At 67.7% G+C, this 15054-nt stretch carries 8 protein-coding genes; all 8 read right to left on the bottom strand.

Translation table 11 applies throughout. The annotated features are described in order from the left end of the window. Nucleotides 1–69 precede the first annotated feature (69 nt). Complete coding sequence (locus J2X42_RS15145) at nt 70–4515, bottom strand: FtsK/SpoIIIE domain-containing protein (protein WP_310166492.1); 4446 nt, start codon at nt 4513–4515, stop codon at nt 70–72. Further along, nucleotides 4512–5216 carry a hypothetical protein gene (locus J2X42_RS15150; protein WP_310166493.1) on the bottom strand — a complete coding sequence of 235 codons (705 nt, stop codon included), beginning with the start codon at nt 5214–5216 and terminating at the stop codon, nt 4512–4514. The genes J2X42_RS15145 and J2X42_RS15150 overlap by 4 nt, the downstream gene beginning before the upstream one ends. Before the next feature lie 55 nt (nt 5217–5271). After that, the gene (locus tag J2X42_RS15155; protein ID WP_310166494.1) at nt 5272–7080 is read right to left on the bottom strand and encodes a protein kinase domain-containing protein; all 1809 of its coding nucleotides are present in this window, start codon (nt 7078–7080) and stop codon (nt 5272–5274) included. Beyond that, on the bottom strand, nt 7077–8660 hold the full coding sequence (locus J2X42_RS15160; protein WP_310166496.1) for an FHA domain-containing protein: 1584 nt from the start codon (nt 8658–8660) through the stop codon (nt 7077–7079). The genes J2X42_RS15155 and J2X42_RS15160 overlap by 4 nt, the downstream gene beginning before the upstream one ends. After that, nucleotides 8647–9567 (bottom strand): protein phosphatase 2C domain-containing protein, encoded by a 921-nt coding sequence (locus J2X42_RS15165; protein ID WP_310166498.1) that lies wholly within the window; start codon nt 9565–9567, stop codon nt 8647–8649. Before J2X42_RS15165 ends, J2X42_RS15160 begins: the two co-directional genes overlap by 14 nt. Further along, entirely contained in the window at nt 9564–10850 is a 1287-nt protein-coding gene (locus J2X42_RS15170; RefSeq protein WP_310166500.1) for an RDD family protein, read from the bottom strand. The genes J2X42_RS15165 and J2X42_RS15170 overlap by 4 nt, the downstream gene beginning before the upstream one ends. Before the next feature lie 260 nt (nt 10851–11110). Beyond that, entirely contained in the window at nt 11111–13711 is a 2601-nt protein-coding gene (locus J2X42_RS15175; RefSeq protein ID WP_310166502.1) for a transglutaminase-like domain-containing protein, read from the bottom strand. Beyond that, entirely contained in the window at nt 13708–15039 is a 1332-nt protein-coding gene (locus tag J2X42_RS15180; protein WP_310166504.1) for a DUF58 domain-containing protein, read from the bottom strand. Before J2X42_RS15180 ends, J2X42_RS15175 begins: the two co-directional genes overlap by 4 nt. Nucleotides 15040–15054: the final 15 nt, after the last annotated feature.

The raw sequence follows: 15054 nt of genomic DNA on the forward strand, positions 1-15054 counted from the left end.
AAACGGCCGCTCCCGCCGTCGCCGGGATAACACGATGTACGGACGGCAATCGTTTCATGGATACCTTTTCTAGTCCCTGTTTTCCGGCGGCAGGGCGATCTGGAGCTTGCGTGCTTTACCGCGTCCGACGATGTAGCCGCGGCCCGGAATAAACTCCGGACTGACGCGGCCCAGTGAGGTGTTAAGCAGGCTGTCTCCTTCGATGTCACCGGGATTGAGCAGTACGCCCCTGCGCCCGGATTTGAAGGGCTGCGACAGCGACCAGGCCGAGGACCATGTGGATGTTTCCGATTCCCCGATGACCCACTGGTCGGCCTTGATGGACGCCGTCACGAGCTGCGCAACCCCGGACTCGGCGACCGTATCCGTGAACTCCGTCAGCCCTTCGATAAAGATCGCCAGCTTGCCCGGGTTTCCGGAGGAATGCCCAATCAGGTCCTCCATGACTTCAGCGGCGTCGTCCGCGCCCACCACGGAGCGGTTCCAGATGGGCAGTGAGGCGACAGCGGACCGCCTGGAGCCGAGGTAGACCAGTTCGGTGTCAGGGTTGGAGCGCCGGAGGGCGTATGCCAGCGTCACCAGCGCCACGGTCCGGCCTGAACCGGGCGGTCCCGAGAGAAGGAGCGGGCCCTTGGCCATGATTTCGGCGGGCTGGAGCGTTTCGTTGTCGACGCCAATGACCGGCAGGTCGGGGCTGCCGGCCGGCAGCACGTCCAGGTCCACCTGCTCCGGAAGCCGTTCGATCTTCGGAGCCCTGTCCAGGCCCTGCCGCTGCATGGCTTCACTGAGTTTGTGGACCTCGCGGGCCTGCAAGGCAAGGTTGGAGTCGCCGCCCAGCACGGCAAGCTGGACCTCGTAGCCGCCCAGCAGGCCGCGTCCTGGCGGCGACGTGCTGCTGAGGACGTCCCTGGGGACGTCCATGGACAGGTAGTCGTCCTCGGAGGAGAGCCGCAGGACCAGCCTGCGCTGGATGGAGGCGAGCAGTGACGTCGGTACGGCGTTGGGACGGTCGCCCGTCACTATCAGGTGGATGCCCAGGGGACGGCCGTCGGTGGCGAGCTGCAGGAAGATGTCCCACAGCGCGGAGAGGCGGCTGTATTCGTAGGTTTCGCGGAAAGCACCCATGCCGTCCACCAGCACCAGGATCCGCTTTTCGTCCGGCCGGCCGGCAATCTTGCGGTATTCCACGATGGTGGATGCCCGGACTTCGGCGAACCGGGCAGAACGCTCATCGGCGATGTCCCGGAGCAGGCGCAGCAGGCGGCCGACGCGTTCCACGTCGTCGCCGTTGATGACCTCCCCTACGTGTGGAAGCTCCTCAAGCATCCTCAGCCCGGAGGATCCGCAGTCGATGCCGTAAACGTGCACCGGCCCGCCGCGCGGAGTGACAGCCGCGGCGATGGCGATTCCGCGCAGGGCCGCCGATTTGCCGGAACCGCCCGTGCCGTAGATGGCCATGTTGCCGTCTTTGTCCGGTTCGTAGAACACTGTGGGCTGGTCCTGGCGGGCGGGATCATCCGCGACACCGAGGAGCAGCCGCTCGTCGGTGCGGGGGTTCGGGAGTTTGGAGAAGTCGTACGTCGTGGCCAGTTCGTCCAGCCATGGCTTGCGCGGAGGGCGAATGGCAAGCGACTCAGCGGCCCTGACAATGTTCGCCGTCATCCGGGCGATGTCGTTGGGACCGGCGGCTTCTTCCTGGACCGGCTTTTCCGGTGCCGGCACGTCCCAGGCCGGTCCGGATCCGAAGGCCATCTCCACGATGTCGATCTGGGGGCGCTGCGGCTTTTCGGTGGTCCAGCCGCCGGCGTAACCTGTCTGGAATCCCTGGATGCGGCCCGGCCCGGTCTTGGCGGCGCCGCGGCCGGGGATGGACGGGTCGAAGTACGCGGCGTCGGGTACGCCGAGGATGTCGGCGGCATCATCCGCGTCCGCCATTCTCAGTGCCACCCGGAGGTTGGTGTTGGCGCGCAGGCTGTCCTTGATCACACCGGCGGGCCGCTGGGTGGCCAGGATCAGGTGCAGGCCCAGGGAGCGCCCGCGGGCTGCGACGTCCACCACGCCGTCAACGAATTCGGGTACTTCGGTGGCCAGCGCGGCGAACTCGTCCACGATGATGACCAGGTAGGGCGGGGCGTCCGGGTCGGCTTCGCGCTGAAGGGCCAGCAGGTCCTTAGCCTTCTTCCTGTTCAGAAGGTGTTCGCGGTGGTGGAGTTCAGCCCGCAGCGAGGTCAGGGCCCGGCGCACCAGGTGCTGGGAAAGGTCCGTGACCAGGCCGACGGTGTGCGGCAGGTGCAGGCAGTCGGCGAAGGCCGCGCCGCCTTTGTAGTCCACGAACAGGAAGCTCACCCTGTCCGGGCTGTATGCCGCTGCCATGCCCATGACCCAGGACTGCAGGAACTCGGACTTGCCGGCTCCAGTGGTGCCGCCCACGAGGGCGTGCGGGCCTTCGTTCTTGAGGTCAAGGTAAAGGGGTTCAACGCCCTTGGAACCAACGAGCGCGCGGAGCGTTCCGTTGTCCTTGCGGTTGGCGATGGCGGTGGCGTGGACGGAGTTGTTCTCAGTCCAGCGTTCGGCGACAGCCTGCGGGTTATCCAGGAAGTCCTTGCCGATGAGGGTGGCATAGGACACGGCCCGCGGCAGGTCGGAGTCATCACTCATCGGCTTTCCAACGTCCACCACCGGGGACAGCATCCGGGCAAGCTGGCCCGCCAACTCGGCGTCAACGCTTTCGCAGCTCACCGGGTACGTGTGACGGCCCAGCCGGACCTGGCCGGTGGTGGTGCCGTGGTCGCCATCCACCACCATGAAGTCGCGGCAGGCGGCCGGCAGCGCCTGGATATCGGTAGCCACCCACATGACGTGGACGCCCGAATCCGGGCCCCGTTCCGCGAGCCGGGTCAGGCGGCCACGGTCAACCGGGGCGTCGTCCTCCACAATGACCAGCACGGCCGGCAACATCGGCTCGGGGATTTCGTCCCTGGCCGGGTTGATGTCCGGGCGCAGGTCCGGTCCGGACCGCCCGGCCGCCGCTTCCCTGGCGTCAAGCAGGTCTTCAAGGCGTGCCAGGAGGGAGGAGCCGCTGGCTGACCCGGCGGCCAGGTGGTCACCGGCCAGCGGGCTGTGGCCCGAACCGACGTGCGGCAGCCACTGGAGCCAGTTCCACCGTTCCCTGGACTGGGCGGACGTGATGGCAGTGACCACTGCCTCAGCCGGCGAATGAAGGCCCACAAGCTGCAGGACCATGCCGCGTGCCACGTCGTCGACCAGTCCGCGTGCGCCTGCCACACCGAAAGAACCCGCCGTGCGCAGCTGCGAAACGATGGGCACACCCTCGATATCCTTGAACTGCTTCAGGCAGTCCTGGATCTCGCGCATGAACTCAACTTCGGTGTCGTTGCTGGAAGGCTCCTCGAACGCGATGCGCGACGGCGCGGTTCCCAGCCCGAACCGCAGGCCCAGGAACCCTTTGTGTTCGGGGCGGTGGGTCCACAGCAGCGGACCCAGCTTGTAGATGGAATCCACGGTGTCACTCACGGACGGCGCCTCCTGGAGGCGGACGGCGCGCTCCACATGCTGGAGTTCGGTGATGTCCTGCCGGAACGCGGCCATGGAGGCGCGGAACTGCTTGAGCTGTTCCTTCTGCTGCCGCTTGGTCTGCATCCGCTGGTCCACAAAATGGCCCACGATGAACAGCGGCATCATCGCCATGAACACCACCGAAATGACATTCCGGGTGATGGCGAAAATGACTGCGCCCATCACGAGCGGCGCCACCAGCATGATGTAGGGGAAGGGATGGTTGTCCGGCCGCTTCGGGCCGGCAGGCAGGACGCGTTTGGGCGCCTCGAAGCGCGGCACCACCCGCGGGGAGCGGTTGAAGTCCACCAGGGGCGACGTCGGTGCTGCCGCCTGGTTGCGCCCCAGCGGCACCACTGTCACGGTGGTGTCACCGAGGGTCACCGTGTCTGAGGAGTTCAGCGTCGCCCGGGTGACGGGCAGCCCGTCCATCAGGAGGCCGTTGGCCGAATTGGTGTCCACGATTTCGATGCCATCGCCCACGGTGATGCGGGCGTGGCGCTTGGACGTCAGCGGATCGGAGAGCCGGATATCCACGTCCCGGTCGCGGCCGATGTAGCTGGTGCCGGAGGGGAGCGAGAACTCCTGGCCGACGTCGGGACCCGAAAGGATCCGCAACGTGGCGGCCGCGGGGCCCCGGTTGGCGCCCGGGACGTCGAAGTGCTCGCTGACCTGGGTCAGGGACACCACGGACCCGGGCCGCAGGCCGGATTCGAGGAGGTTGTCCGTGCGGGTCAGGACGTTGCCGCGCATCCCGCCGGCAACAAACGCTTCATCGATCCGCAGCGAGAGGTTCTCAGGGGCCGGGCTCCCCTTCCGGTCCGGATCGGCGGCCCAAAGCTGCGTGGCGATGTCCGCCACGGTTGCCAGGCCGTCCACAGTGACCGCGAGATCCTTGGTCTCCGCCGGGTCCCGGCGGAGCGTCAGCCGGATTCTCATCCTTCGTCCACGCCCCTCATTTTTTCGAGCAGATACAGGTCATCAGGGGTTACCAGATGCGATGTCACGGCGTGCTCCACGAGCCTGGCACGCCGGTTGGTGGCGAGCTTTCCGCCGCCGCCGCGCAGGCCGACCACGCCCACCCGGTCCAGCTTGTCGCAGACGTTGTCCAGTTTCCGGTTGAACCGGGTCAGTGCCCAGCCAAGTGTTTTGGCTGCGGCCGCCGAGGACGGGATGGCGCTGAAACCTGTTCCCTCGCGTCGCAGCATCGGCTCGGCGAGGGCGACAATCAGGGCTTTCTGGGAGTCGGTGAAGACCACCGGCCCGATGGTGGTCTCTCCGTTGCTGTCCTCGTCGCGCGCTTCCTGCCGGAAGGACGGCGTCTTGAGGTGCACGGCGAATTCATACGTCGTGGGCCCGGCCGTGAAGATGATGTTGGTATGGCTGAACACCAGGGGTATGCGGGCTCCCGGCGAGAGCCATGCCTGCATGCCGCCGGATCCGTCTGCCACCGTGGCCGAGAGCATGCTGCCCACGTTGCTGAGCCACCAGATGCCGTCATAGCGGGCAACCTGCAGGAACTGCCGGTGCAGGTACGGGTTGTCGTCCACTTCAAGGTCGCCTTCGCGGCCGATGTTGAAAACATCCTCGTCCGACGGTTCGTACCATTCGCCACAGAAATCTATTGCTAGATCCCCCATTTTCCGTGCCTCCTCAAAGGGCCATACGTGTGCTTGGTTGTCAGGCTGGTCCGCACTATTTCACATAGCAGTTGCTGGATCCTGCCTCCATCGGGGAGGAACCCCCGTCTGCCCGGACGATCATGACTTGAATGCACGTGATGTTCCCGGGAGCGGGCTCAACCTCGGCACGCGGTTCCGTTGCTTTCTGGAAGGGGCCCGGTTCGCGGGTCACAAAGTCCCTGGCGTTCCACTTATAGGTGTCGCCTTCCTTGGGCTGCGGGTTGGTCCAGGTAAAGACCACCTTCCCGTTGCTCCCCATCTCCCCCACCAGGTCTGTGACATCAGGAACGGTGCCGTTATCCAGGGCGTCTGCCGGGGGCTTGCTCACCTGCTCCGTCACTACAGGAGCCGGCGGGGGCGCGGAGGTTGACACGACGACGCCCACCACAACGGCGAGCGCAAGCAACGTACCTCCCGCGATGGCCAGCCAAAGATTCCGTTTGCCGGGGTCCGCGGGCACGTCCGGCACGGATTCCGTTGCGATGGGCGGCCGGCTGACGGTGGCGTCCAGCTCCGGCTCCGGACCGGTCCGTGGTGCTGTTCCCGGCTGCCCGGGCCGCAGGCCGGCGTCCGCGGGTACGGCCGTCCTCTGCACTGTTGAGTCCTGCGGCGTGCCGTACCCGGCAGCGGGCACACTGCCGCGGAGCATGGTGGCATGTGCCCATTCAGCAGGCGGGTTTCCCGACTGCTGGCCGGTGAAGAGGTTGCCGGGAACCTGTGGCTGTGCCGATGGCGCCGGCGCCGCTGCAGGGGGGACGGCCGCAGACCCGCCCGCCGCGGGAATCGACGGCGGAAACGTCGACGGCGGAACGTTGGTCAGGCCCTGCGGCCGGGTCCGAGCCGGGAAGGTGGGGGCGCTGCCCGTCCTCTCCGGATCGATGGCCGCGATGCTGCGGACCCGGGTTTCTTCGTAGCCGTCGTCCGGGTGGCTGTCCTCGGGGTGCGGCTCTTCCAGCACTTCGAACGGAGTGACTGACAGGTTCAGTTCCGCCTGGATCCGCTGGAGGGCCAGGGCGAAGGCATGGGCGGAGGAGTAGCGGGAGGCCGCGGATTTGGCCATGGCCGTGGACAGCGCCAGTTCCAGCGATTCCGGCACATCGGCCCGGCCAAGGCGTGGCAGCGACATCGTGCTGATACGTGAAATGAGCTCACGCTGGGAGTTGTCGGCCCCAGGCATGACGAAGGGCGACCTCCCGGCCAGAAGGGTGTACAGGGTGGCGCCGAGCGCCCAAACGTCCACCATGACGCCGTCGATGTTGCCGTCCGTGAACTGCTCCGGCGGTGACCAGGGGATGGACATCCCGGCGTCGTCGTCATCATCGGAACCGCCGAGGGTTCCGGAAATCCCGAAGTCCGTGAGCGCCGGGCGGTTGTAGTCGGTCACCAGGATGTTAGCCGGTTTGATGTCCCGGTGGGCAATGCCGGCGCGGTGCGCGGTTTCGACGGCGGAGGCAACCTGGATGCCCACGGCCAGGACCTCGTCGACACTGAAGCGCTGCCGGCGGTACCGAACGTCGAGGCTGGGGCGTGAGCAGTATTCCATGGCCAGGTAGGAGTGCCCGGCGTCGGTGACCTCGGCCTCGTAGATGGTCACGATGTAGGGGTGTGAGGACAGCTGGGCCATCAGGTTGGCCTCGGACTCGAACCGGCGCCGGGCGCCCTCGGTCTTCAGGTCCGAGAGCAGGACCTTGACGGCCACCTTGCGGCGGGGCCGATCCTGTTCATAGAGGTACACGTCTGAGAAGCCGCCCGAACCCAGCAGGCTGATGTAGGTAAACCCCGGGATAGGGGGCGGCGGCGCGATGGGCCGTTTGGAACTCAAAGAATCTCCTCAAAGCGCAGCGAAATGCCGTCGCCCAGTTCTGCGATGTCGCCGTCAAGCAGGATGGCCATTTCGTTCTGGGCCAGTCGCCTCGGCTGCTGGCCTTCCCGGGCCAGGACGGTGCCGTTGGTGGCCTTCAGGTCGCACAGCATCACATGCCAGCCCTCGAGCCGCACCTCCACATGTGACCGGGAGATGTCGCCGCTGGGGCTGGACACCTGGACCAGCCGGGGCATAACGCCGCCCTGGACGCGTGAGACTGACGGCTGGCGGCCGATGACGAGGGACTGGTCAAGGTCCACGAGCTCGCCGCTGGAAACCCGCATGCGGCCGAGACGCGGGCGGGGCACCTGGACCGCGTCCGACGGCAGGGGCTGCCCGCACGCCGCGCATTGGGCATGGGTCGGCGGATTCGCGTGGCCCTGCCCGCAGACGCGGGCCAGCACCATGGGGCCGGTGGATCCTGCGGAGACCGGGCCGGCAGCGGGCGCCGGGTGGGCGGCCATCCCGGCGAGCTCGCTCTTCATGATGGTCTGGCCGTCATGGTCACCGTCGTCGCCGGCCGGCGCGGGCACGGAGGCGCGCACTGGGGGTACGGCCCCGCCGGTGCTCCACGGTACCGAGTCGATCAGTCCGCCGGCCGGCGCCGATGCGGCTGGTGCTGGTGCAGGGGCCATGGCCGGCGGCGTTTCCGCGTCGGGCGGCGTCTCCGCCACGGCCGCGGCGGCCGGCTTTTCCGGCACTTCGTCAACAAGCAGGCCGTCGGGATCGTCACGGACAGCTGCATCTTCAATGCTGCGGACCACGGTGCGTTCCCAGAGGTGGTCATAGGTGCTGGTCTGTTCCGAGGCGGGCACCGGCTGTTCCGACGGCTGTTCCGACGGCAGCTCCTCCTGCTCCTTCTCCGCGGGCGGCTCAGCAGATTCGATTGGGGGATCAGGGTGCTCCGCCGGCACGGCATCGGGTTCCTTGGCAGGATCGTCCTGATCGTCTTCGTCCATGACCCCGACGACGGTTTCAGCCGACGCGCCGTACTCAGCCGAGGGCAGCACAACTGGCTGTACCGCCACCGGTTCTGCGGCAAATGCCGGTGCCGTATGTGGTGCCGCAAGCGGGGTCGCGGCAACAGCCCCGACGGTGCCGCCCATTCTTACCGTCAAGGCCTGCAGCAGGACCACACCCTCCTGAAGGGGCAGCGCCTGGCCGACGGGATCGCCGCCCGGGACGCTGAGCCGGTACCACTCGGGGGCCGCGAGGTGACGCTCGGCCCACGTTGTGACGTCGCGGCCGTGGAGCTCCACGGGCCCGCCGGGCAGCTGGACCGTAAGGTCCAGGTCGCCGCGCAGGAAAATGCGCAGCGAGTCCTGGAAATCGACGATTGCGAAGGGCGGGATCTGGGCCAGCGATACGCCAAAGCTGCTCGTGACAGCGTGGAGCAGCTCATGGACCTCGGGCCGGCTCTCCAGCAGCTCCCAGAGGGAATGGACCAGCTGCGGCGGTGTGCCGGGCCCCAGCAGGATGGCCGTGCGGGACCGGACAATACCCAGCCAGGTGCCGGGCACATAGTTATTCGCGGCCATCACCGGACGCCTCGCTTTCGTTCTCGCCTGCCGTTGCCGGCCCTGCGGTGTCCACGACCTGGGACCGCGGGAGCGTGATCTCGTCCTCGGCGCCCGTACCGGGCCGTGGCGCTGTGGTGGCTATGCCGGCGTCGTTCATGACGTTCTTGGCGTCCACCACGATGACCGTGACATTGTCCCTGCCGCCGTTCCGGAGGGCGGCCTGGATCAGCGCATCCACAGCGTCCTGGGGGTGGGCAACTGTGCTCAGGATCCGGAACATGTGCTCGTCGGTCAGCTCGCCGTTGAGCCCGTCGGAGCAGACCATGATCCGGTCGCCCTCTTCCACCGGCAGCAGCCAGTAGTCGGCTTCGGTTTCATCCCCGGTGCCGAGTGCACGGGTCACCACATGCCGGCGCGGGTGGACAGTTGCCTGCTCCGGCGTGATTTCACCTGCATCAACGAGTTCCTGGACCTCGGAGTGGTCCACGCTGACCTGGGCGAACTGGCCCTGGCTCAGCCGGTAGGTCCGCGAATCGCCGATGTTCATGACCAGCCAGTAGGGCATGCCCATCTGCTCGACCACCACGGCGCCTGTGAGGGTGGTGCCCGCCCGGGCGCCGGTTGCCTCCCGGATGGCGTTGTCGGCCTTCACCAGGTACTGCTGGATCACGGCCGCCGTGACGCTGCGTTCACCGGTGGCCAGCTGCGGCATCGCGGCCAAGGCCCGGACGCACATTCCGCTGGCGATCTCGCCGGCCTCGTGGCCGCCCATCCCGTCCGCGACTGCAAAAACGGGATCGGAGGCGATGAAGGAGTCTTCATTGAGTTCACGCCGCAGCCCGCGGTCCGTGCCGTACCCGTAGCTAAGGCTCAACCCGGAGTCGTGGTCTGCTGCGGCGGGAACGCTGGCGGCTTGGGAATTCATGCCTGTCCTAGGTGGAAGGAGCGGTCACCAAAGTGGACAGTGGATCCCGGGCTGACAAAGGCGGGCACGCCCGGCTGGAGCGGGGTGCGCAGGCCGTCCGGTGTGGTGACCGCGCTCCCGTTGGTGGAGTTCCTGTCTGTCACCCAGACCCCCGCGCCGTCCGTGAGGACATGGAGATGCGTTTTGGAAATCGACCGGCCGGGGTCGTCCACAGCCAGCAGCTGGGCCTGCTGCTCGCCCGCCTGCCCCACAGGATTCCGGCCCACCAGGACGTTCCGGTCGAGCTGGAAGTCCCGGCCGTCGTCGAGCCTGATCCGCAGGACGGCGGCCGGAGCCGCCTCGCGGACTCCGCCGCGCAGCTGCGTGCGGTCGTGGTCGTCGTCCGGGTGCGAGGCCGGTACGGCGTAATCCGCGGCCGGGTACTGGGCCGCGGCGGCCGGCACAGCCGGTTGCTGCGGGATGGCCGGGGCATGTGGCGCCGCGGAGGTTTGCGGCACGGCAGGAGCATGCCCGGGTACCGGGTGTGCAGCGGTGTACGGTGCCGGCGCTGCTGGTTGCCCTGCCGGCGGCTGCCACTGGTTGGGGTTGAGGGGTGCCTGGGCGTTGATGACCTGAGGCGTTTTCGCGGCCCCGGCCACGGGCGAAGCGACCTGCTGGACGGGTGGCAGGTCCAGCGGGGCGAAGCTGTAGGGTCCCTGGATCCCGCCGGTCTCGATGGGGTTCCGTCCGGCCTTGACGTCGAAGACGAGCGTTTTGGCCGCGGTGTCGTGCCAGCCCCGGAGCTTGCCGTTCTTGTCCCATTCGTTCGATACCACCACAAGCACCGCCCAGGCGGCGCCGATGAGGCCCAGTGGCGCCAGGATGAAGAGGGCTACGTCGAACCACTTGAAGATGACCACCACAGCTGCCGCCAGAACGGCCAGCAGGATGCCGGCCCCGGTGATAAGGCCGCGGAGGAACACCCCTCCCCCGCCGGGTGCGTAGCCGTCTTTGTCGGCACTGCGGATGCCCATGAGCCGGTTGCCGATGGTGATTCCCGAGCGGGCCTCCATGCCCAGCAGGACAAACATGTAGACAAGGGTGAGTCCCAGGCCGATGCCGCCGAAAAGGACCAGGGAACCGGTGTCGTAGATGATGAATCCGCCGCTTTGGGTGCGCGTTACCCCGGCGAATCCGATGGCGAAGGTGACCACGAGGATCGCCAGCGGAGCGAGCCAGTCCAGCACGGCGGCCCCCAGCCGTTTGCCCGCTGTGGCCGGAACAAGCCCAAGATTAATTGCCATGCCCGTTCTTCCCCCTTGACCGTGGACGGCCTGTGTCAATCCGGGACCGCTGTCAGCGGGGGCCCGGTGTACTACCGGGATAGTACCGGGAATCCCTGCCGCATGCTCAGCGGTACGATCCATCTGCGCCCGCTGGGCATGGTCCAGGTTGCGTGCATTCCGGGCAGCCCTGTTCGGCAGCGGGGCACCGCAGGCCGTGCAGAATGTGGCCCCGGCGCGGATCAGCTGCTGGCAGCGCTGGCAGCGCTCGGAGTCTTGGATCATGGTTCGGTGTGGTTCTTCCTGCCAGGGTTCCTGAGAACGGTGGACTCATCAGGTTCGGAGGGGCCTGCGGGCGCTGCCGCCGGACCGCTCTCCACCCTACCTTCGGCCGGCTGCGGTGCGGCGGAGCCGGATTGTGGTGTGGCGGAGCCCGGCTGCGGCGCGTCGGAGCCCGGGCGCTTCAGGGATGGGAGCCCCGGGCCTGCGCTGCGCAGCTTCAGGGCGGCGCGCCCGTCCGCCAGCAGGGACCTGGGCGAGAACCTGGCCTGCTGCCGGCGCCAGAAACCCACCGTCGCGGTCATTTCCTTGAGGGACCCGTCCACGATGGTCCAGTATTCCCTGACCTCCTCCTCGCTCGGCTGTCCGGCACCGAAGATCGAGGCATCCGCCCGCCGGGCCAGCAGGGTGGTGGTGGTTCCTGACCCGGGGAAGGCGTCAGCAACCACCGCGGCGCTTTCCCGGCGGGTGGCGCGCGTGTCAATCCCGGCACCCATGTCTGTGGCGAGGCTCACCACCTCGTTCCAGCCCCCGCCGACGCGCTGCGCCGGGTGGCCGTCCGTGAACCGGGACTTCCGCCGTCGTGACTTGAGCAAGGCGATGAGCAGCAGCGGCAAGGCCAGGATCGACAACGGAATCAGCGCAATCCCGATGGCGCCGAGGAGGGCGCCCCAGAACAGCCAGGGGTTGTTCTTCTTCTGGTCCGCGTCCAGGGCATCCGGGGAGGAATCCGGCGGCAGGTCCGCCGGTTCCTGCGGCGGCGGCGGGGGCTGAAGCACCTGCGGCTTCGGCTTGGACTTGTTTTCGGGGTCCGGCGGGATGGGGATGTTGTCCTTGGGCGGAGTCGGATCGAAGCTGACCCAGCCCACCCGGTCGAAGGCCACTTCCACCCAGGCGTGGACGTCCTTGCCGGTGATCTTCACTTCGCCGGCGCCGTTCTCCGGGCTGGTCGGCTCGGGGTAAAAGCCCATGACCACGCGCGAGGGGATGCCGAGGTGACGGAGCATCAGCGACATGGCCACGGCGTACTGTTCATCGTCTCCGAGCATCTGCTTGGCCGTTAGGAGGTTCCTGATCCGGGACGAGCTGTGCCCGGAGACACTCGGCAGCTGCCCTTCGGTGACCAGCCCGTTGCTGAAAGCACCTGTCTTCTGGAAGTGGGCCTCGATCTGGCGGACGCGGTCGATCGCGGTGGGCGCATCGGCCGAGAGGTCGTTGGCCTGGGAGCCCACCACCGGCGGCACCTCCTGGGCGTCCGGCAGGGTGACCTTGGCGAAGTCGTACTGCGTCAGCTGGCCGTGCTCAAGTTTGGCCGGGTCGGATACCTGGACGCTGTAGGAATCACCCTTCGAGAGCCCCTGGGTGGTCACGGCCGTGTCGGTGCCCGCATTGAAGTAGAGGCCCGAGGCCGCCGCTGACGCGCTTTGGTCAAAGCTCAGGCCGGTGGTCTTGCGGCCGCCTGGAACGAAGTAGCCCTGATAGTCCTCGATGGTGATGTCAATGGAGTAGTCGTTCGTGGGCACAACACTGGAGGTATCGGCCAGTGTGTTGATGGACTTGGTGTCCCCCACCTTGCTGAAGCTTCCTGACCCGTTGGGGTCCATGTTGTAGTTGGTGCCGTTGAACGCATCCAGCGCCCCCAGCCGTACGCGGCCGTCCCGCGGCAGGCCCTTGACCACAAACAGGGTGTCGTCCTTTTTGTCCTTGACGAAGGTCCGGAAGCTTGCCAGCGGCGTGATGTAGTCCTTGGGGTCAAACGGCGGAACCACCACGTTGCGGAGCACTTTCCGGTCATCGCCGGCGGTGACCAGGGGGGCGGCGACGGCGGTGACGGCCACGCTGGCGGCGATGACGGCAGCCGCGGTGCCGAGCCGGCGGATTTTCGCCCGCTGGGCAGTTCCGGCGTCGCTTTGCGGGCGGTTGACGGACACCTTCCGCGTGTCGCTGCGGCGCAGTGCGTCGCGCCGGAATGTGGCCCACGCGATCGCGATGACTGTCAGGCCGATGCCCCGCTCCACTGTAAGGAACGCGGCGTTGGTGCTGAAGGCGATGCCGGTGACAAAGAGGCCGAGGACCGGGAGCAGCGGCCAGTACGGGCTCTTGGCCCGCCAGGTGAGGATGCCTGCAACCAGTGCGGTGAGCAGTGAGCTGAGGAACGGGACGATGAGCACGCCCCCCGCGGTTCCAACCGGCACGCCGACGGTCAGCATGTCCTTCCAGGCGAACACCACGCCCAGGAGCAGCGTCCGGAGCGAGTCCAGGCTGGGGAGGAAACCGGCGATGGCAGCGTCCGGCACGGCCAGCACGGTTCCGAGCACAAGGTAGGCGCCCAGGGCCAGGGCTGTGGTGATGAGCATGCCAAGCCGGAGGTGGGCGTTGGCGGCGGCGAGGCCCAGGCCCAGGATGATGCCGCCGAACCCGGAAAGGAGGTAATAGGCGTCCCCGCCAAAGCTCAGGCTGAAGCCCAGGACACCGAGCCCGAGCAGGACGGTGAGCGCCCCGGCGTCGACCATAAAGTGCCAGAGCGGCCTGCCGTCCGCGAACGCGGACTGGTGCTGTTGCTGCCGGGATGCCCGGGGGCGGAGGTCGGATGCGGAGCTCATGCGGCCGCCTTTCTCAGGACGATGGCAAGGTCGGCAAGGTCGCCCAGGGTCAGCACTGTCAGGTCTGCGATGTTGGCCCGCGACGGTGCGGCGCCGGCCTGCAGCCGCACGGCGAGGCTTCGGACGCCGGGGGCGACGGAGGCGGAGGCGGAGCGCAGCTGGGTGGGCGTGACGTTGCTGCCCACCACGAAGAACACCACTGAGGCGTTGGGGACGGTGTCCGCGAGGGACCGGGCAAGGTCGACGGCGGTGCGGCGCATGGGTGCCCCGACGATCCTGGTCATGTCGTCCAGCATGTTGCGCCCGGTTTCGCAGCGCAGCGGACCCTTCTGGGTCAGGACGTCCAGTTCCCGCTGTTCCCGGATAGCCTGGCGGCCGATCGAGGCTGCGGCCGAGATGGCCATCTCGAACTCGTGTTCGGAGGCGTATTCCTCGGTGTTGATGGACAGCGAAATGGCGAGGTGGGCGCGGCGGGTTTCCTCGAACTGGCGGACCATGAGTTTGTTGGTCCGTGCGGTGGTCTTCCAGTGGATGTGCCGGCGGTCATCGCCCGGCACGTAGTCGCGCAGCGCGTGGAACGACACGTCGGCGCTGGAGAGGTCCGTGGTGGGCATGCCTTCAAGGTCGCGGATGAACCCTGCGGCCGAGCCGGCCAGGGCCACCGTACGGGGATGGACGAAGAGGTCCTCCGGCTCGGTCCACAGCACCTGGCGGCGCAGCAGGTGCAGCGGGTCGGCCCGGACGGAGCGGACCGGACCCACCACGATGACGGCGCGGCGGGCGGTGGGGATGGTGAAGAGGTCCTCGTGGACCTGCTGCGGCTTCATCCGGGGCAGGTGGAAGACGGCCGTGGCAGCACCGACGGGCAACTCCAGGGCGGCCGGCAGCAGCGGACGTGCGGAGGTGTTGGAGACCGCAATGCTGCCCACGGCGCTGTCGCCCACGGCGACGCGGGTCCGGGCGAGGTCCAGGACCACGCCGTACGATGACCGGCCCAGGATGAATCCGACGGCGATCACAAAGAAGACAAACGCGGCGATGGCCGCCGCCTTGGCTTCCTGCCAGCCGAACGCCTGGCCGGTGGACCATAGCAGGATGGCGGCCGCAAGCACGGACCAGCCCAGGATGCTCACCACCGACAGCACCGGCCACGCGTACCGGAGCCAGAGGTCGCGGACTTTCCGCCAGGCAGGGGCCAGGGCCAGGCCGGCCGTGCTGGTGGCCTCGGCCCAGAAAGCCGGGGGGTGCAGCCTTGTGGGCTTGCCGTTCCGGTGGAGAAGTTGCCGGAGACGCTCAGCAAGCCGGGTCAACGGAGTGCTGCTGGACATAGGGGTGCCTTCGTT

Origin of the sequence: Arthrobacter sp. BE255, assembly GCF_031457335.1 — a bacterium.
In the GTDB taxonomy this organism is placed as follows: domain Bacteria; phylum Actinomycetota; class Actinomycetes; order Actinomycetales; family Micrococcaceae; genus Arthrobacter.

Coding starts and splice junctions, on each gene's coding strand:
- J2X42_RS15145 (WP_310166492.1), bottom strand. CDS start 4,515: ATGAGAATCCGGCTGACGCTCCGCCGGGACCCGGCGGAGACCAAGGAT.
- J2X42_RS15150 (WP_310166493.1), bottom strand. CDS start 5,216: ATGGGGGATCTAGCAATAGATTTCTGTGGCGAATGGTACGAACCGTCG.
- J2X42_RS15160 (WP_310166496.1), bottom strand. CDS start 8,660: ATGGCCGCGAATAACTATGTGCCCGGCACCTGGCTGGGTATTGTCCGG.
- J2X42_RS15165 (WP_310166498.1), bottom strand. CDS start 9,567: ATGAATTCCCAAGCCGCCAGCGTTCCCGCCGCAGCAGACCACGACTCC.
- J2X42_RS15170 (WP_310166500.1), bottom strand. CDS start 10,850: ATGGCAATTAATCTTGGGCTTGTTCCGGCCACAGCGGGCAAACGGCTG.
- J2X42_RS15175 (WP_310166502.1), bottom strand. CDS start 13,711: ATGAGCTCCGCATCCGACCTCCGCCCCCGGGCATCCCGGCAGCAACAG.
- J2X42_RS15180 (WP_310166504.1), bottom strand. CDS start 15,039: ATGTCCAGCAGCACTCCGTTGACCCGGCTTGCTGAGCGTCTCCGGCAA.